The sequence below is a fragment of the Klebsiella sp. CN_Kp104 genome (assembly GCF_040064515.1).
Lineage (GTDB): Bacteria > Pseudomonadota > Gammaproteobacteria > Enterobacterales > Enterobacteriaceae > Klebsiella > Klebsiella aerogenes.
Genome location: NZ_JBEAII010000002.1, coordinates 507260 through 525091, shown reverse-complemented (window position 1 = coordinate 525091; position 17832 = coordinate 507260). Strand labels below are relative to the sequence as shown.

18 protein-coding genes and 1 riboswitch are annotated in these 17832 nt (G+C 54.3%); of the genes, 10 read left to right on the top strand and 8 right to left on the bottom strand.

Going from position 1 to position 17832, the window contains the following annotated elements:
- Window positions 1–8: 8 nt before the first annotated feature.
- From ABLU80_RS04525 to ABLU80_RS04500, 6 genes are all read right to left on the bottom strand, one after another.
- The gene (locus ABLU80_RS04525) at window positions 9–1490 is read right to left on the bottom strand and encodes an aspartate aminotransferase family protein (RefSeq protein ID WP_161798787.1); all 1482 of its coding nucleotides are present in this window, start codon (window positions 1488–1490) and stop codon (window positions 9–11) included.
- Window positions 1491–1499: 9 nt separating this feature from the next.
- A complete protein-coding gene (locus tag ABLU80_RS04520; RefSeq protein ID WP_348849761.1) occupies window positions 1500–2885 on the bottom strand; it encodes a diaminobutyrate--2-oxoglutarate transaminase in 1386 nt (461 codons plus the stop codon).
- Window positions 2886–3192: 307 nt separating this feature from the next.
- Window positions 3193–4122 (bottom strand): ABC transporter substrate-binding protein, encoded by a 930-nt coding sequence (locus ABLU80_RS04515; protein ID WP_129242724.1) that lies wholly within the window; start codon window positions 4120–4122, stop codon window positions 3193–3195.
- Between the two features lie 27 nt (window positions 4123–4149).
- Window positions 4150–4890 carry an ABC transporter permease gene (locus ABLU80_RS04510; protein WP_110921412.1) on the bottom strand — a complete coding sequence of 247 codons (741 nt, stop codon included), beginning with the start codon at window positions 4888–4890 and terminating at the stop codon, window positions 4150–4152.
- Window positions 4887–5612: an ABC transporter ATP-binding protein gene (locus ABLU80_RS04505; RefSeq protein ID WP_032711677.1), complete on the bottom strand. Its 726-nt coding sequence runs from the start codon at window positions 5610–5612 to the stop codon at window positions 4887–4889. The genes ABLU80_RS04510 and ABLU80_RS04505 overlap by 4 nt, the downstream gene beginning before the upstream one ends.
- Window positions 5609–6304 carry a TenA family protein gene (locus ABLU80_RS04500; RefSeq protein ID WP_032711676.1) on the bottom strand — a complete coding sequence of 232 codons (696 nt, stop codon included), beginning with the start codon at window positions 6302–6304 and terminating at the stop codon, window positions 5609–5611. Before ABLU80_RS04500 ends, ABLU80_RS04505 begins: the two co-directional genes overlap by 4 nt.
- Window positions 6305–6370: 66 nt before the next feature.
- Window positions 6371–6474: riboswitch (TPP riboswitch) on the bottom strand.
- A 257-nt stretch (window positions 6475–6731) separates the two neighbouring features.
- On the opposite strand from ABLU80_RS04500, the gene ABLU80_RS04495 reads away from it, so the two are divergent.
- The 6 genes from ABLU80_RS04495 (at window position 6732) to ABLU80_RS04470 (ending at window position 12115) form a co-directional block, all read left to right on the top strand.
- Entirely contained in the window at window positions 6732–7856 is a 1125-nt protein-coding gene (locus ABLU80_RS04495) for a BamA/TamA family outer membrane protein (protein ID WP_015705471.1), read from the top strand.
- Window positions 7857–7870: 14 nt separating this feature from the next.
- Entirely contained in the window at window positions 7871–8824 is a 954-nt protein-coding gene (locus ABLU80_RS04490) for a hypothetical protein (protein WP_047076422.1), read from the top strand.
- 66 nt (window positions 8825–8890) lie between these two features.
- On the top strand, window positions 8891–9997 hold the full coding sequence (locus tag ABLU80_RS04485) for a DUF4056 domain-containing protein (RefSeq protein WP_045366070.1): 1107 nt from the start codon (window positions 8891–8893) through the stop codon (window positions 9995–9997).
- Between the two features lie 66 nt (window positions 9998–10063).
- Window positions 10064–11017, top strand: a complete 954-nt coding sequence (locus ABLU80_RS04480) for a hypothetical protein (RefSeq protein WP_348849760.1) — start codon at window positions 10064–10066, stop codon at window positions 11015–11017.
- A 109-nt stretch (window positions 11018–11126) separates the two neighbouring features.
- A complete protein-coding gene (locus tag ABLU80_RS04475; RefSeq protein WP_026612304.1) occupies window positions 11127–11549 on the top strand; it encodes a hypothetical protein in 423 nt (140 codons plus the stop codon).
- 17 nt (window positions 11550–11566) lie between these two features.
- Complete coding sequence (locus ABLU80_RS04470; protein ID WP_015366547.1) at window positions 11567–12115, top strand: RNA polymerase sigma factor; 549 nt, start codon at window positions 11567–11569, stop codon at window positions 12113–12115.
- A 47-nt stretch (window positions 12116–12162) separates the two neighbouring features.
- On the opposite strand, the gene ABLU80_RS04465 is transcribed toward ABLU80_RS04470, so the two are convergent.
- Entirely contained in the window at window positions 12163–13047 is an 885-nt protein-coding gene (locus tag ABLU80_RS04465) for a LysR family transcriptional regulator (RefSeq protein WP_047038477.1), read from the bottom strand.
- Window positions 13048–13209: 162 nt separating this feature from the next.
- On the opposite strand from ABLU80_RS04465, the gene ABLU80_RS04460 reads away from it, so the two are divergent.
- Window positions 13210–14187 (top strand): nitronate monooxygenase, encoded by a 978-nt coding sequence (locus ABLU80_RS04460; protein ID WP_213794022.1) that lies wholly within the window; start codon window positions 13210–13212, stop codon window positions 14185–14187.
- A gap of 74 nt (window positions 14188–14261) precedes the next feature.
- Here ABLU80_RS04460 and ABLU80_RS04455 read toward each other — a convergent pair whose 3' ends face one another.
- On the bottom strand, window positions 14262–15545 hold the full coding sequence (locus tag ABLU80_RS04455; protein WP_162872090.1) for a glycoside hydrolase family 10 protein: 1284 nt from the start codon (window positions 15543–15545) through the stop codon (window positions 14262–14264).
- Window positions 15546–15825: 280 nt separating this feature from the next.
- On the opposite strand from ABLU80_RS04455, the gene ABLU80_RS04450 reads away from it, so the two are divergent.
- From ABLU80_RS04450 to tssJ, 3 genes are all read left to right on the top strand, one after another.
- Window positions 15826–16140: a DUF2502 domain-containing protein gene (locus ABLU80_RS04450; RefSeq protein ID WP_015705463.1), complete on the top strand. Its 315-nt coding sequence runs from the start codon at window positions 15826–15828 to the stop codon at window positions 16138–16140.
- Between the two features lie 646 nt (window positions 16141–16786).
- Window positions 16787–17281: a hypothetical protein gene (locus ABLU80_RS04445; RefSeq protein WP_015366552.1), complete on the top strand. Its 495-nt coding sequence runs from the start codon at window positions 16787–16789 to the stop codon at window positions 17279–17281.
- A 24-nt stretch (window positions 17282–17305) separates the two neighbouring features.
- Window positions 17306–17812: a type VI secretion system lipoprotein TssJ gene (tssJ, locus tag ABLU80_RS04440; protein ID WP_015366553.1), complete on the top strand. Its 507-nt coding sequence runs from the start codon at window positions 17306–17308 to the stop codon at window positions 17810–17812.
- Window positions 17813–17832: the final 20 nt, after the last annotated feature.

Here is a 17832-nt window from a genome sequence, read left to right as displayed (position 1 = left end):
GCAGTGTCTTATTTCGCCAGCAGTTCCTGGGCGGTGCGTTCAACGAGGCTCAGCAAGACCTTCACATCGTCCAGCGTCACCACCGGGTTGAGCAGCGTCAGCTTCAGGCAGGTTACGCCGTTATGCTCGGTCACGCCGACGTTGGCGCGGCCGGATTCCAGCAGGGCGTCGCCCACGCGCTGGTTGAGCAGGGCGATCGCGGCGCTATCACTACCAGCCATTTGCGCCGGACGTGAGCGGAACAGCACGCTTGCCAGCTGCGGCTGCATGACCAGCTCCAGCGTTGGCTGAGATTTCACAAATTCCGCGACGTTTTTCGCCATCGTCACGCCATGATCGATGATTGAAGCGTATTGTTTCTTGCCCAGAGCCTCAAGCCCCATCCACAGCTTCAGCGCGTCGAAGCGGCGGGTGGTCTGCAGCGATTTGGAGACCAGGTTCGGAACGCCGTGTTCTTCATCAAACTCGGAGTTCAGATAGGCCGCCTGATAGCGCATCAGCTCGTAGTGGCGAGCATCTTTCAGCAGGAAGGCGCCGCAGCTAATGGTCTGGAAGAACTGCTTATGGAAGTCCAGGGTAACTGAATCCACTAACTCCAGGCCATCGAGGTAATCGCGATACTGCTCGGAGAGCAGCAGCGCGCCGCCCCACGCGGCATCAACGTGCAGCCAGATCTGGTGCTCCGCCGCGATACCGGCGATATCACGCAGCGGGTCAATCGCGCCCGCGTCGGTGGTACCAGCGGTGGCGACGATGGCCATGATCTGCTCGCCGTTGGCCTGCGCTTGCGCAATCTTGGCCTTCAGGTCGGTGACGTCCATACGGGCGAATTCATCGGTTTTCACCAGTGTGACCGAGCGGTAGCCAAGCCCCATCAGCGCCATGTTCTTCTGCACCGAGAAGTGGGCGTTTTCCGAGCACAGCACTTTGTACTGACGAATGTCGCCCGGAATACCATCCTGCTGGATGGAATGCCCCTGACGGGCAAAGAAGGCGTCGCGCGCCAGCATCAGGCCCATCAGGTTACTCTGGGTGCCGCCGCTGGTGAAGACGCCAGCATCGCCAGCCGGATAACCGACCTGCGCACGTAACCACTCGATCAGCTTCATCTCAATGATGGTGGCTGAAGGGCTCTGATCCCAGGAGTCCATGCTCTGGTTGGTGGCGTTGATCAGCACTTCCGCCGCCTGGCTGATAACCAGGCTTGGGCAGTGCAGGTGCGCCACGCACTGCGGATGGTGCACCGACAGGCTGTCTTTCAGGAAGTACTCGATCGCACGTTCAATCGCCGCCTGGTTGCCCAGACCCTGTTCGTTAAAATCAAGGGTGATGCGCTCACGGAGTTCATCAACGCTTTTCCCCTGATACATTTCAGGTTGTTGCAGCCACTGCGCAACCGCCTGGCTGGCCTGGGAAATGACCTGCTGGTAAGCGTCAATGCTTGCCGCGGACCCAGCCAGAATCGGATTCAATTTGGACATTGCGGTCACTTACTCCACTCAGACCGGTTTTACGCCGGCGGCCAGCAGGGCCTGTTCAAACTTATCGAGGAACACTTCCAGCTCCGCGTCGCTAATCAGCAGGGACGGCAGCAGACGCAGTACGCAACCGTGACGGCCGCCGCGTTCCAGGATCAGGCCAGCTTCGAAGCATTTCTTCTGCAGCAGTGCGGAGAGTTCGCCGTCAGCCGGGTAGCAGCCCATATGATCCTGCGCCTCGTTCGGCTTCACGATTTCGATACCGATCATCAGACCGAGACCGCGTACGTGACCGATAACCGGATAGCGTTTTTGCATTTCCGCCAGTTTGCCTTTCAGCCACTCGCCCTGGGCGGCGACTTTGTCGGCAATCTTGTTATCACGCAGATGGCGCAGGGTGGTCAGACCGGTGGCCATCGCCAGCTGGTTGCCGCGGAAGGTACCGGTATGATGGCCAGGTTCCCAGGCATCGAACTCTTTCTTAATGCCCAGAACCGCCATTGGCAGACCGCCGCCGACGGCTTTCGACATCACGATGATGTCCGGCTCGATGCCGGCGTGTTCGAAGGCGAAGAATTTACCGGTACGGGCAAAGCCTGCCTGAACTTCATCGATGATCAGCAGAATGCCGTGCTCTTTGGTGACTTTGCGGATGCGCTGCAGCCACTCAACCGGCGCCGGGTTCACGCCGCCTTCGCCCTGTACGGCTTCAAGGATAACCGCTGCAGGTTTGCGAACGCCGCTTTCCACGTCGTTGATCAGGTTTTCGAAGTAGTAGGTCAATGCCTTGACGCCCGCTTCGCCGCCGAGACCCAGCGGGCAACGGTAAAGGTGTGGATAAGGCATAAACTGGACTTCCGGCATCATGCCGTTGACCGCCGCTTTTGGCGACAGATTGCCGGTCACGGACAGCGCGCCGTGGGTCATCCCGTGATAACCGCCGGAGAAGCTGATCACCGCCGTACGGCCGGTGTATTTTTTCGCCAGTTTCAGCGCGGCTTCGACGGCGTCAGCGCCGGAAGGACCGGTGAATTGCAGGCAATATTCTTTCCCTTCGCCCGGCAGGCAAGAGAGCAGGTATTCAGAGAAGCGATCTTTTAACGGTGTTGTCAGATCGAGGGTATGTAACGGCAAGCCGCTGGTAATGACACTTTGGATGCTCTGCAGTACTTCAGGGTGGTTATGGCCCAGCGCGAGGGTCCCGGCGCCGGCGAGGCAGTCCAGGTACTGTTTGTTATCCGCATCGGTCAGCCAAACGCCTTCGGCTTTGGTGATAGCGAGCGGTAACTTGCGAGGGTAACTCCTGACATTCGATTCGAATTCAGCCTGACGAGCCAAAAAGGTTTCGTTGTTCGCGTCCAATAAATCTGCACTTAAAGTATCAATACGGACTTTATCCGTCATCATATCACTCCCACAACCAGCGTTACGTTTGAACTCTGGTTGAATAAAAAGGTTTAGAAAATTGAATCGGCATTCATAAAGCGCGCACAATATATGGCTTTTTAAATCCGCATTCAATCTTTAATTTAAGGCGCTATTTTGACGCGATTATTACATACAGGAATGTCAATATAATTGGCTGATTTTAAAACTAAATTTCGATTGTTTTTAAAACCATGGAAAGTGTAATTATTAGTGAGAAAGTCTATATATTTTTATTACCGCTTCGCTGAATGACTGACGGAAATACTTCCGTCAGTTTTATGGTTACTTAACGCAGTTCGATCGCATAATTTGCTAAAGGTGTTACTTTTTTCACCAACTTATTGTTATATAAAAATTGTTCATACGCGTCGTAGCGCGGCTTATCTAACGCTGCCGGATCGGTGGCGAACAGCGGCACGCTCTGCAACCACGCCTGCTGGTTCAGTTCGGTATTGAGTTCCGGATGCGCTTTGGCAAATCGCTGCCAGGTTTGCTGCGGATGCGCGCGCAAATAGCTCACTCCCTGCTGTAATGCGTCGAGGAATTTTTTGATTTTAGGGGCGTTGACCTCGGCTTTGTTTGCCACGATCACCAGTTCGTCGTAAGCGGGCACGCCATAGTCTTCCACATTCATGACCACCGGTCTTTTGCCCTGCAGTTTGAGTTCCAGCGCTTCGATATTGCGATAACCGCCGATAACAGCATCGACCTGGCCGGCCAGCAGAGCGCTGGTGAGCTGGAAATTAACGTTGATCAGTTTAATGCTATTAGGGTCGATGTTGGCGTGCTGCGCCATGGTGGCCAGCGTCGCTTGTTCAATACCGCTCACCGAGTATCCCACTTTTTTCCCTTGTAGATCGGCCGGAGATTTGATGCGCGGATCCAGCGCAATCACGGTATTCAGCGGCGAGTGGATCAGCGTCCCGACGCGAATCAACGGCAGTCCTTCATCGGCGAAGAAGTGAACCTGCGGTTGATAGGTTATCGCTAAATCCGCCTGGCGAGCGGCAACCAGACGCGGAGGGAGCGCCGGGTCGGAAGGGGGGATGATGTTGACATCCAGCCCGGCATCCCGAAAGGCGCCAATCTGTTCCGCCACCATAATGGGCGCATGATCCGGGTTGATGTACCAGTCCAGTACCAGGGTCAGCTTTTCATTTGCCGATGCCTGACCGGAAACCAGCAGAGTGAGGCCGGCCAACAGAGGTATACGCATATCTCTTCCTTATTATCTGTTGATAAGTTATTCCGGCGACCAGTCGATCAGCCGGTGCAAAAAGGCGTCGACCACCAACCACAGCGCGATGGTCAGCAGCACTAAAATGAACAAGGCGGCGAAGCAGATATCGGTTTGCAGGCGGGCATTGGCATTCAGCATTACGTAGCCAAGCCCCTCGGCGGAGCCGACCCATTCGCCAATAATCGCGCCAATGGGGGCGACGGCGGCGGCCATCCGCAGGCCGGAACCGAGCGCGGGTAGCGCCGCCATGAGTCGGACATGGCGCAATTGAGCACCAAAGGAGGAGCCCATGGTACGAGCCAGATCGAGATAGTCGCGATTGACCCGTTGCAGACCATCAAAGAAAGCCGAGGTAACGGGGAAGAAAATAACCAGCACCGCCATCATGACCTTGGCGCTCATACCAAAACCAAACCACAGCACCAGTAGCGGCGCGAGGGCGAAGACCGGAATGGCTTGGCTGGTCAGTACCAGCGGCATTACCCACCGCTGTAATCGCGGCGACATGGTCATACAAAGCGCCAGCACCATACCGAGCGCGACGCCGAGCGCCATTCCGCTGAGAATTTCGCTCAGGGTGACAAGGGTATGGCTGGCCAGATAGCTACGGTTATTCCACAGCGCTTCAGCGACCGCCGCAGGAGAAGGCAACAAAAAAGTGGGAATGCCGCTGTAGCTCGCCAGCTGCCAGAGCAACAGTAGGCCACAAAATACGCTGCACCCGCGCAGTAACTTGCCCCTCATCCGTTCGCCCTCATCAATTGCTGCAGCAGCTGCGCCTGGCTTGCCAGCAGCGCGGGATCATCCGGGGCGCGAGGCGGGATTCCGCTTAAATGATGACTATCATCAATCCTGCCCGTCGGCGAAAGCACCAGCAGCCGATGGCTGAGGCGGCAGGCTTCCATCGGGTCGTGGGTAATGAGCACTACGGTACGCCCGGTGAGCAAGCGCGCGGCAAGGGTCTGTATCCGCGTTCGGGTAAGCGTATCGAGGGCGGAAAACGGTTCATCCATCAGCACAATGGGACGATCCTCATAGAGGGTGCGTGCCAACGCCGCGCGCTGGCGCATCCCACCGGACAGCGCGGCCGGGCGTTCATCAGCGCAGGAGGCGAGCCCGACCAGCTCAAGAAGCTCGTTTACCCGCGCGTTATCGGCCTTTTCACCGCGCAGCCTGGCGCCGAGGGCGACATTTTCCCGCACGTTAAGCCACGGATAGAGCAGATCTTTTTGCCCCATCCACGCCAATCGCGTAGTAACAGGAAGGCCATCGCTGGCGACGACGGTTCCGCGGGTTGGCGCCGCCAGCCCGGCGATAATACGCAACAGGCTGGTTTTGCCCGCGCCGCTGGCCCCCAGCAGCGATACCCATTGCCCGGCGGCAATATCAAAGGAGAGATCGCGAAAGAGGGTCCGGGTGCCAAAGCGCAGACATAAATCGCGAATGTGAATACCTGGCGCCATCACCCCTGGTCCTGCCCGGCGGCGTTCAGTCCCATCTGCCAGAAATTACCTTCCAGCCGGGTAGCGGTAGTGAATATGTCGCTCAGTCCGGCTAACCGGGATTCCGCGCCGCGCTGTTGCCAGAGCGTTTCCAGCAGGTCGATCGCCGCGTTGACGCCGTGAAGATAGCTCTCGTCGCCGTAATTGCGGATCCACGGCGCGTAGGGGTTATCGTGCAAGTTGGTTTGTGGGTTGTGCAGCAGACCAAGCCCGATCTCCGCATAGCCCGCGACGCAGGGCAGCAGCGCCGCCAGTAGATCCAACGCGTCGCCGGAGTGGCCGATATCCAGTACGTAGCGGGTGTAGTTGATGGTTTCCATCGCTTCGCTTTGCAGGGCCATAGCGTCTTCACTCAACCCCCATTGCTCGCAATAGCCTACATGTAGCGGTAGCTCAGCAAGGATGGCATTCATCGAGGCGGCGGCGGCGCGCATCTCCGGCAACGTGCGAAGTTTGCTGACCAGCAGGGCATAGCTGCGGGCGAAATGGATTAGGAAAAGATAATCCTGGGTCAGATAGCGCCGAAAGGCTGCCTGCGGCAGCGTACCCGCGGCTAATTGCTGGAGGAAAGGGTGCGACACGTAGCGTTGCCATTCGCCACCGGCCTGCTCGCGCAGTCGACCGTAAAGACCTTGGGTAAAAGCGGGAATCATCATGGGACCTCCTGAAAATAGGGGGAGATCCGGGCGTGCAGAAGTGTGAACAGGCAAAACTGAAAACTGGCGAACATGCCGACCCGTCCCTTCGCTGGCATGACCCAGATCAGGTTCAAAGGGTTCGGCTTTTACGCCATCTCAGCCCTCACGGGACACCCCTCGGTTGCGACATGTTATACGTCATTCACTTTTTGATTACAACGGCGGCGAACTAAAAACCATCGCACATGGTGACACTGTCACTTATTAATGGTCATGAACCAGAACGATAAATAACATTTATCAATTTGTGTGATTAACCACGCTTTTTTATCCAAAAATAAGCAAAGTAAGGAGAGGGTAAGTTGGCGAAGAACAAGGGCTTACGATATATTTTTAGCTCATTCCCTTAATATTCCCTTATGAATGCGTCAGTGCTGGAGACCGCATGAAGCTGGCAGGCCTTACTCTTTTACTGATGCTTGCTCTCGCGCCTGGCGCGTCTCGTGCCGCCCAATTGTTCGACCCTGAAGATGGCATGCTCGATATGAGCCAGTATCTGCAGGATAACCCGTACGGTTTTTTGCCGGTGCCGGTGATGATTACCGAACCGGCTATCGGCTACGGCGGCGGTCTGTTTGGTTTATTTCTGCATGGTAAAGGCTCCCGCGAGGGCGATCGTTTTATTCCACCGGCGCTGACCGGATTCGGCGGCGGTGGGACGCAAAATGGTACCTGGTTCATCGGCGCCGCGCATCGTCATACCTGGAATCATGACAGTATTCGTTATCTGGTTGGCGCGGGCTACGCCAATGTCAATCTCGATATCTATTCGGGTGACATTGCCGGGTTTAACAAAAATGTGGCAGTGCAAACCCATACCAAAGGCTTTGGCGGTCTGCAAAAGCTGTTGTTCCGCGTGGGGGACTCACCGGTTTTTCTCGGCGCCTCGCAATTCTATGCGCACACCGATGTAACCGCGGACAATCAGCTGATCAACAAGGTGTGGCAGCGGGTGTTGGGGGAAAACAGCACCTCTTCGGCCTTGGGCGTGGTGGCGGAATATGACACCACTGATAATTTTTTCTACCCTAAGAAAGGGTTATCACTGCAGGGCGAGTACCGTTTTTACCGCGCTCTTCTCGGCGGCGACTATCATTACAATCAGTTGTCGCTGGATGGTAAATACTTTATCCCGCTGGCGCCGACCTTAACCCTGGCGCTGGCGGCAAATTATCAGTCGCTGACTCATCATGACAAGCATCTAACGCCAATGGCCCGGCCTTACATCGAACTGCGCGGCATCTCGCGTTTTCGCTATCAGGGCGATTATGTCGCTGTCGCCCAGACGCAACTGGCCTGGCAATTTGCGCCGCGCTGGATCCTGCAAGGTTTTGTCGGTATCGGCAGTGCGAGCGATGAGGCGGGGTCGCTGTGGCAGCAAACCGAAGTGGCGTGGGGCACCGGTTTTCGTTATCTGGTCGCCCGTCAGTATGGTTTATTTACCGGCGTCGATGTCGCATTTAGCGAACACGAACAGGCGGTCTATTTTAACGTGGGTTCCGGACTGTAAAGGTACGAATAAAAATGAGATGGAAAATAACCGTCATGACGCTGCTGTTGACCTCTGGCGCCGTGTGGAATGCCTGTGCGGCGGAAAGTGACGACAGTGATAGCTACTTTCCCATCTGGGGAGACGAAGCCCGCGCCCGCGGTTATTCCATCCCGCTGCCATTTGGCGTCAATCTCAGCTATATGAATATGCGCCAGGATATTATGGTCGACAGCATCACCTTTTCCGGACTGAAGCTGGGTAACCATCCGATCCCCAGCGATATGTTCGCCATAGATGCCGGGCACACGCGGGAGAAGAGCAAAACCGAGAATCTTCGTCTCGATATGTGGGTATTTCCGTTCCTTAATGTCTACGGGATTTTAGGCCACACCCGCGGTTCGTCGGTGTCGAATGTGTCGGTCGATGCCGACCCAACGCAATACCGCGGCCTGGATCGCATCATCGCCGGCACAGTGCATAACCTTAATCAAAGTGGCGAGTTGCAAAATATCGATTTTGTTCTCGATTTCAAAGGTACCACCTGGGGGGGCGGGTTCACGCTGGCTGGCGGCTATGAGAACTGGTTTGCCCTCGTCGATACAAATTACACCCGCACCGATTTCGATATTCTCGACGGCAGTATTTCTGCCGTGACAGTGTCACCTCGCGTTGGCTATCGCTTCAACCTTCAGGGGATTTCCGGCCCTTCGCATCTCAGCGTGTGGGTCGGCAGTATGTATCAGGATGTGCAGCAGGAATTTAAAGGCAACCTGGCCGATTTGCATATGCCGCCACAGCTGCAGCCATTGATTGCCGCGGTCAATAAAGACGGCGACGGCAAGTTTGATGTCAAACAGAAACTCACTTCACCATGGAATATGCTGATCGGCGCCCAGTACGAAATCACGCGTAACTTCAACGTTCTGACCGAATTTGGCTTTAACGATCGCAATAGTTTCTTTGTCGCCGGTGAATACCGTTTTTGACTTAACGGCGTGTAGCCATCGGCGAGTATGATGCGCGCTGTTTTTGTGTCATGGAGAACGCTTTTGATGCGTAAGAGTTTGTGGTGGTTATTGGCGGCTGCTTTTTCGGTATTTGCCCAGGACCCGGTATTACCGACGATTCCCGTTAACCATGTCAGCCCGGTAGTGGGTGAATTATCGCCGCCGGAATCGCTGCGCCCATGCTGCGCCTTCGGTTTCGATCTGCGGGTGCGCGCCATTGGCGTGCCGATCCCGGTTTATCAGATTGGTAATGTGCTGACGCTCGATACCTTAGGTGAACATCATTACAACGATAGCGCGCTCGGCGCGGTCAAAAATCTGGTTGGCTTAAGCGATGAGCACAATGGCCTTATTTATACCCGCCGCGGCGGTTTTATTGATATTGCCCATGTGCGTGATACCGCTGATTACACCTTTTATTTATTCAGCCGAATTTACCCGACGCTAGGGCAGTCAGGACGCATCTTTTATAGCGAGGAACTGGGCGTACGCCGCGTCCAGTTAAATGCCTTTACGCCGCCGGCTTCAATGCCGCAGCGATATACGATTGCCGCCTGGCTTGCCGGCCATCTGGCCTTCGAAATTGCGCAATGGCATGAGATCGCCCAATGGTATGGTTTCCAGTCGGTTCCGGGTTTTTCAGAAGAAATTTCCGCCTTTTCACCGGAAGATCTCTATTCCAATCTGCTTGGCGCGCGCCTGGCGATTAACGTCATTTTGCAAGGGCAAGCCGGTTCAGTCGATGCTTATAACCGGGCGATGGAAGCGGCGTTAAAACAGGCTCTGGTCAAACTGCTGGTCGCGCCGCAAAGTGAGACCGAGAGGATGTTCCGTGAAGTCGACGGCGACTGGTGGAACAGTAAACGGCGAGTGCCGGATAAATTTCTGGTGCTGAAGCGGAATTACGATCTCAGCGAAAATCGCCTGCCAACGCCGGTTCCTTTTGAACGCACGCCGCCGTATCGCCTGACGATGCCAAAGGAAGTTGCCGGGTTTACGCTCGCGGAACTGGGTCAACTGCAAATCCATCCGGGGCAGGATATGCAGTCGCTGCCAGCGCCGCATAATTTTTATTCTCCGCAGCAGTTCCAGGAGCTCGCTGATAAAGCGCAGCAGGCGGATGCCATTCAGCTGCAGCGTATTGAAAAATAACTAACGTTTGGACGCTGCTGGCTATACTCAATCAAACGAATCCCCCCGTTGAGGTAGCATCAGACCATGGTATTTGTCGTTCCGCGCGCGTCCTGGCTACTGCTGGCGGTGCTATTAGTCAGCCAGGCAGGCTATGCCCTCGACGGCAGTCGACTAAAGCAGCGCGCGGATGCGGTGCTCACCTTAATGAGTTACACCGTGGTACCTGACGTTACCGCCAGCGATCTGAATATTGGTTCCGGCGCGAATGAGAAAAACGAACTAACCCTCACGCAATTTGGCGGCGGCGCCACCTTGAGTGAGGATTTTCCGCTCTATCTGGAAGGCACCCTCGGTTACAGTCGCTACGATCCGCAATTTGTGGTCAGCGATGGCGCCCGGAGCCGTACCATTCCCACCAAATGGAACAGTCTGACCGCTACCGGCGGCGTCGGCTGGGACTTTCCATTGTATCAGGACCGATGGGGCGGAAAACTGGTGCTACGGCCTATCTTCAATCTGATGCTGGGCACCATGGCCAGTGATGCGCGTCTTGGTCGCTGGGCGCTCGAACGTAAAACGGATGCCGATATTCGCTTCCTCGATGGTGGGCGACTGAACGCTTACGGGTTGGGCGGGTCGTTAATGCTTGATTATGAAATGTTTTCCAAAACGCAGGATATTGACATAGAAGCGCGCTATTCCGCGATGAATTTGCAAACTTTCGGTAGCACATCAGAAGCGGTCCAGGGGCAGGCCAGCGCCGAAAATCTGGGTATCTACCTTCGTCGACGCGCGCCGATAGCCGACTGGACGCTGCTGAAAAGCCCGGTGCGCTACGTGCTGGAAGGCGCTCATACTATCTATCTTGGCGACCAGCGCGGTGAACTCGGCTTTGATAGCCTGAGTTCGCTCGGCATTGGTCTGGAACTCGACAGCAGCCAGTATCCGGTATTTATCACCCGTACCCGACTGGTGGCCCGCTATATGTTCGGTAATAACACCGAAGGGTATGGCCTCGGTTTAGCGATGAGTTTCTGAGTGATATTACCCGTTTTCATGATTGCGCTATTTTTTTCATTTTTATTGGCAATATTTTCTTCGCTGATTCGTCTACCTCGATACATACATTTTTATGAGGTAATTGACGATGAGAGATTTTGAACGACACGGGCATCATCACCAGGGTTTTGGACGTCACAGAATGGCGCGGCCGCTGATTATCGGCGCGGTGATTGTTGTGGTGCTGAGTCTGGTCGTGATGTCGCTATGGAACGCATTGCTGCCAGCTATCTTCGGGGTGAAAAGCATCGGTTTCTGGCAGGCTTTGGGATTACTGGCGCTGTGCCGTATCTTGTTTGGCGGTTTAGGTTTTCATCGCGGTATGTTTGGTATGGCGCAGGCGCGTCGACGCATGCATGAACGCTGGATGACCATGACCCCGGAGCAGCGAGAGGAGTTTGCCCAACGTTTCGGCCGCCACGGACATCGCGGCCGTTGCGGCTGGCATGAACGTCGCGGTGGGCAACCTACTGACGATAACCCATCGGCGAAAGCGCCGGATGCCGAGTGAACGAGGTAAACAACGCGATGGCGGGGGAATCACGGCTGCTGTCTGCGCTTGCCGCCTGTCGTGCGCGTTTAAGCGCGTTTATTCGCGGTAGAACCGCCGTACGTGACGATGCCGATGACATCCTGCAGGAAGTCACCCTGCAACTGATGAAGGTCGAGCAACCGGTGGAGAACGTAGCGGCATGGTTATTCCGGGCGGCGCGTAATGAAATGACCGACCGGTCGCGTAAGAAGCGCGAGTTGCCATTAACATTCGATACTGATGAAGATGGCGATGGCGGCTTTGCCGAGGATGAGCTGGCGGAAACGCTGTTTGGCGTCGCGCAGACGCCGGAGGAAGCCTATCTTAAAGAACTGCTGTGGGAGGCTTTAACCGAGGCGCTGGCGGAGCTGCCGCCGCTGCAGCGTGAAGCCTTCGAGAAAACCGAGCTGCAGGGCTATAGCTACAGGGAGCTGGCGGCAGAGAGCGGCGCTAGCGAGCAGGCGTGGCTGTCGCGTAAACACAAAGCGGTGCTGTTTCTTCGCAGCCGTTTGCGAACGCTCTACGATGAACTTACCGCACCTTAATTCATGCCCGGCGGCAGATAGCGCCGGGCTTTATTTTATCCGTATTCCTATAACATTGTCGCCAGCCACTCGGCGAAGACGCGCACCTTGCGCGATACATGACGATGGGGATAAATAAGCGATAACTTCCTGGAAGGAACCGGATTATTCGGCAGGACTTCAACCAGCTCGCCGCTTTTCAACCAGGGGTGAAGGAAAAGATCCAGGCCCTGCATAATGCCGAGTCCAGCAAGGCCAGCGGCGATGTAAGTCTCTGAATTATCCACCACCAGTTTACCCGCTAGCGAAATGTTCTGCTGCCCGGCGTCAGTTTGAAACACCCAGCGCATGGTCTGATGATTACTGTTATTCAGCCAGTTGATCGCCTGATGATGCCGCAGGTCGTCAAGGGTTGCGGGAACGCCGTATTTCGCCAGATAGGCCGGGCTGGCGCAGGTTTTCATACCGACGGTACCGAGATGACGTGCGATATAGTCACCGTCTTCAAGCTCGCCAATGCGCAGGACGCAATCGAGACCCTCGCGAAGCATATCCCGCCGCCGGTCGGAGCTGCTCAGCACAATTTCAATCTCCGGATGTTGCTGATAAAAGGCGGGGAGATTCGGCACGACCACTAACTTCGCCAGGGCGATAGGCATATCTATGCGCAGTTGACCACGTAGCGGACGCTGCGGGGCGAAAGACTCCATAAGGTCATCGGCCTGCGCCAGCAGAGGTTTACTACGACGATAAAACGCCTCGCCATCAGGGGTGAGGTGGATCTGTCGGGTGGTACGCTGCAGAAGCCGAACGCCGCAGTGCTGCTCAAGCTGCTGTAGCGCTTTCGTGACCGCCGGGCGATGGATCTGCAGATTCTCGGCGGCGCGCGTAAAGCTGCCAGACTCGATAATCTCGATAAAAATCTTAATAGATTCAAACAGATTTAAGTTCATTTGTGCCAATGTGCTCCGATGACAACATCGTATTTCACTTTGATTATTACTTATTTAATAACAGTGAAGGATAACTTTTACTATTTTTCCCAACAATAAAGCGGCCTACAGTGGCGTCATCCCAGCGCTAAGCGCCAGAAAACAAACTAAGGAAGCCGCATCATGCAAAACCATTCTGTTAGCCATATTCTCGGTATTGAAAAACCTGTGATACAGGGGCCGCTATCCTGGCTGACCGACGCCCGATTAGTCGCCGCAGTCAGTAATGCCGGCGGGCTTGGCGTATTAGGGCCGAACGCGGGTTTAACCGCACAAACCGCCGTCTCGACGCCGCAGGAAACGGCAGAAAAGATGCGTGAAGAGATCCGTAAAACGAAACGACTCACCGAGAAACCTTTCGCTGTAAATCTCATTCCGACGGTTGAAAACGATATCTGGACGCCGCCGATTGTAGAGGTAGTCAAGGAAGAGGGGGTTAAAGCGGTGGTTTATACCGGCTATGGTCAAGGAGCTATCATTCCCTCGCTGTTTGCCACGCTTAAGCAGGCCGGGATCAACATTATCTATCGTGATATTAACCCGACGCCGGAAAACAGCCGCGAGGCTGAGGAGATGGGCGCTGATGTTATCGTCGCCACCGGCTTTGACGAAGGCGGAACACTTCCGGGAACGGCGCTAGGGACGTTTTCAATCGTGCCATTGATTGTTGATGCGGTGAAGCGCGTGCCGGTGCTGGCGGCTGGCGGGATTACCGACCGGCGTACCGCCAGAGCGGCCCACGCGCTGGGCGCGCAGGGGGTATTTGCCGGCTCCGTGTTTATCAGCACCACCGAGAGCCGCGTGCCGCCATCGGTGAAAGAGATGATCGTGCAAGCTAACGGCTTGGATTTGCAGCTATTTCGCACATTGCCAGATTACTATCGTTCGCTGCCGGGTAAATTAGCCGCCAGGTTGGTGGCGTTAGATAAATCCGGCGCCAGTAATGAAACCATAGCCGCGGAAATGGGCGGTTTACGCGGCCTGCGAATTGGTATGCTGGAGGGCAACACTGACGAAGGCTACATTTCACTGGGAACCGGCATCGGCAGTATTCAGCGGATCAAGAGCGTAGCGGAAGTGGTGGAGGAACTGACGGTTTAATCTGCCTTCCCGCGCTCTCATGCGGAAAACAGAAACTCCCCGTTTGCGACAACGGGGAGGATGATTAGCCGGAATTAGCTACCCCAGCGCTGCTGCAGATACTGAACCGCCTGCTGGGTTTGCGGCTGGTTAAGGTTGTTTTCACGAAACAGAATCGTCCCCTGAATACCCGGTGTGGTTTCATTGAGGTCGATCTGTTTTTTCAGCTCCGGCACGCCGCCGTCGACCATCCAGTCTGGTTCATTTTTTGACGGTTCGCCGACTTTATACAGCGCCACGCCGATATAGAGCCGGGTGTGAGTGGGTTTCACGACATCGGCCCACCACTTAGCCAGCACATCATAGCGCGCGGCGTCCCGGGCGAACGGCCAGTACAACTGCGGCGCGATATAATCCAACAGCCCTTGTTGTACCCAACTGCGGGTATCAGCATAGGACTCGTCATAGGCCGCTGCGCCACGGGTGTCAGAACCGGCCGGATCGTGGGAGCGGTTACGCCATACCCCCGCCGGGCTGACGCCAAACTCAACCTGTGGATTGAGTTTCTTGATGGTCTGTGAGACCTGCGCTATCAGCTGTTGGGTGTTGTGACGCCGCCAGTCGGCTTTCGAGGCATAACCCTGGCCATATCGCTGATAGGTTTGATTATCGTTCAGCGTCGATCCCGGCGTCTCAGTATAGAAATAGTCATCAAACTGCACGCCATCGATGGGATAGTTTTGCACCACCTCCGCCACGATACTGGTGATCCAGTCACGGACTTCCGGGATCCCAGGGTCGAGCACAAAGCGATCGCTGGCGGTGCGTATCCAGTTGCGGTGGAGGACAAATACGCTGGCGGGGACCTGAGTCAGGGTGTGGTTAAGCTCGGCGATGGTAGCGGGTTTGGTATTAACCGATACCCGATACGGGTTGAACCACGCGTGAACTTTCATCCCGCGTTTATGCGCTTCATCGAGCATAAACTGCAGCGGATCGTAGCCGGGATTTTCGCCAATTTTGCCGGTCAACATGTCTGACCACGGCAAGATGTGGGAATCCCACAGCGCGGTGCCGTCAGGTTTGACCTGGAAGAAGACGGTATTGATGCCCAGGCGTTGCAGATTGTCGAGTTTGGCGATCAGCGCCAGCTTCTGCTGGCTGATGCGGCTTTCCGGGCTACTGGCGATAATTGAACCCACCGGGGGCCAGTCGAGACGGGAAACCGTGGTGATCCAAACGCCGCGTACTGGCTGCTGATTTTTTGCCGATTTTTGCGTAACGGGCGGTTTGCTGGCGCTCACCAGCGATTTTGGCGCTTTACTGGTGCAAGTCACGAGCAGCAATACGGCGGCAGCAACCGCGCCGAGCCGGGTCATGCAGGTGACGGAGAGAAGGCGACGAGAAGCGATAATCATTACTCCCGTAGGCATGTAGACGCTTGAAAAATCACATTGTCTTATGATTCCCCCACCAGGGCAAGCCGCGCTCCGATGCAAAGAAAAATAAAACGCATTTTGTCTATTATCCGTACGCGTAACGTGCAGAACTAACGACAACCTTTCTCAGCAGTTAGCTGAAAAAGCAGAATTAACCTGGATAATTAGCTGGTCAGTTGTGTTACAACATATTACGAGACGCACAGCTAAGGAGAATCCGATGCGAAAAATATTATTGCTGGCCGCCGTTTTGCTGGCATCCGCACCGATCGTCACCCAGGCCGAGGAGATTACGCTTTTACCGGCTATTAAACTGCAGATAGGCGACCGGGATTCCTACGGTCATTACTGGGATGGCGGCCGTTGGCGTGACAAAGACTACTGGCATCGTCATTATGAATATCGTGACAAGCACTGGCGAAAGCTAGAGAAAAAACAGCGTAAAGCCTACGAGAAGGGCTATCACGACGGTCGTAAAGACGCGAAGAAGCGTGAGAAAGAATACTATAAACACCACAAGAATCATCATCACTAAAACAACAACGGGGCCATCAGGCTCCGTTTTAGTTCCTGCATTTCATCCTCCTAAGATTCAACTCATTATTCGCTGTTGTAGTTGCTTCGCGTAATCTGCCTTTAGAAGCCCACCGCAATAATGTCAAATATCGCTTTGAGTTTTTACAGTGTAAGCATTACCTGATGACAATAAAAATAGCCTACCAAGATTGGTGGGCAATTTTGCCGCCAAATATTTTTTAAGACTATTCCATATTCACAGCGAATGAAAAATCCGATTTGCAAAATAATTAAATATATCTTTTAAATCACATGGTTAAATTACACTTTATTTTGTATGGTTTTTGGGATTACACTTTTTTGGCGATTGTTCGTCTTTCAGCGCTAAATGCGTGAGTGAGATTAATCCTAAAAATTTAAATACGCTAACCACCCATAACTACGAGGCGAAATTGCGTGTTGAATTGACTCGATCGATCTGTAAAATTGTGTGGTGATAGTTAATGAAATGTAATAAAGGGATCCGCTGCGGTGAAGATTCGTGCGGTAGCTATGGCCATATCACAGCTGGAACCCTTTTACGCACAGTGATTAAGGATATTCAGACTTGTTATTCAAGCAGGGATAACCCTTAAGAAAATAATAGCATTGCAATGGAAAAGCATATGAAAACGCGAGTGTTTTTAGCCGCTATGATTGCGGTTTCACTGGCAGGGTGCGAAGCGCCGCCGAAGCCACAAATTACCGATGACACCATTGAAACCACGCAGGTTAACGGCGTCAATTTGACCCATCGCCATATTGTTGTTCCGCCAACGGAATTTACCCCGATTAACGCAGAATATCGCGCGCTGTATTCCGCCGCGGTAATGAGCCAGGCCGGGTATGGCGGCAAAGTGATTGTGCAATTAGTTCCAGGTGCTAATTATATTGCATTGGGACAGGCCCAGGACGGCTGGATAGCGTTAGCCAATGAAGGTCAGGAAAATTTAATTGGCTATGCTCCGGCCAATGCCGTTGTCAAAAGTGAGCTGTATGATAAAACTGTTCGCGAACAGTCGAAGCGCCCGAAGGCGCGTAAGAAAGCGACCTGCGTGAGCGTCGACGGAAATACCAAAGCCTGCAAAAACGGCAATAACGGTACCTGGATTCTGGATTAATCCCGCCTTTACGAGCGACACCGTATGAATAATAACTCTCTTTTACGCCAGGTCATGCTGGCGTTTTATTTGTTTCTTTTTACGTTGGTTAGTGGATGTGGTTCGTCTTCACACAGCGACCCTGCCCGATACAATCTTCAGTTCCAGGCCCACCCGCAAATTAACCGTTCTGCGCCATTAAAGGTCAGAGTGTTAGTGCTGAAATCCGATGCGGAATTCATGTCCGCCGATTTCTACTCCTTACAAAATAACGCGCAAAAAGTTCTCGCCGGCAACTTGCTGAACAGCGATGAATTTTTCCTGATGCCGGGGCAACTGGCAAAAAAACTCAGCGGGCAAAGCTCGCCGGAGGCGCGTTATATCGGAGTGATGGCGGAATACCAATCTCTGGATGGTAAAAAGTGGCGCATTTCTCTTCCTCTGCCAACGCCTGGCGAAACCCCTTTCTGGCAGTTCTGGAAACTGTCGGCAGATCAACTGCAAGCCAATTTATATCTTGACGTTAACGGGATCCGCGTCGTGCAGCAATAGCGCGAGCCCTAACAGGAAAT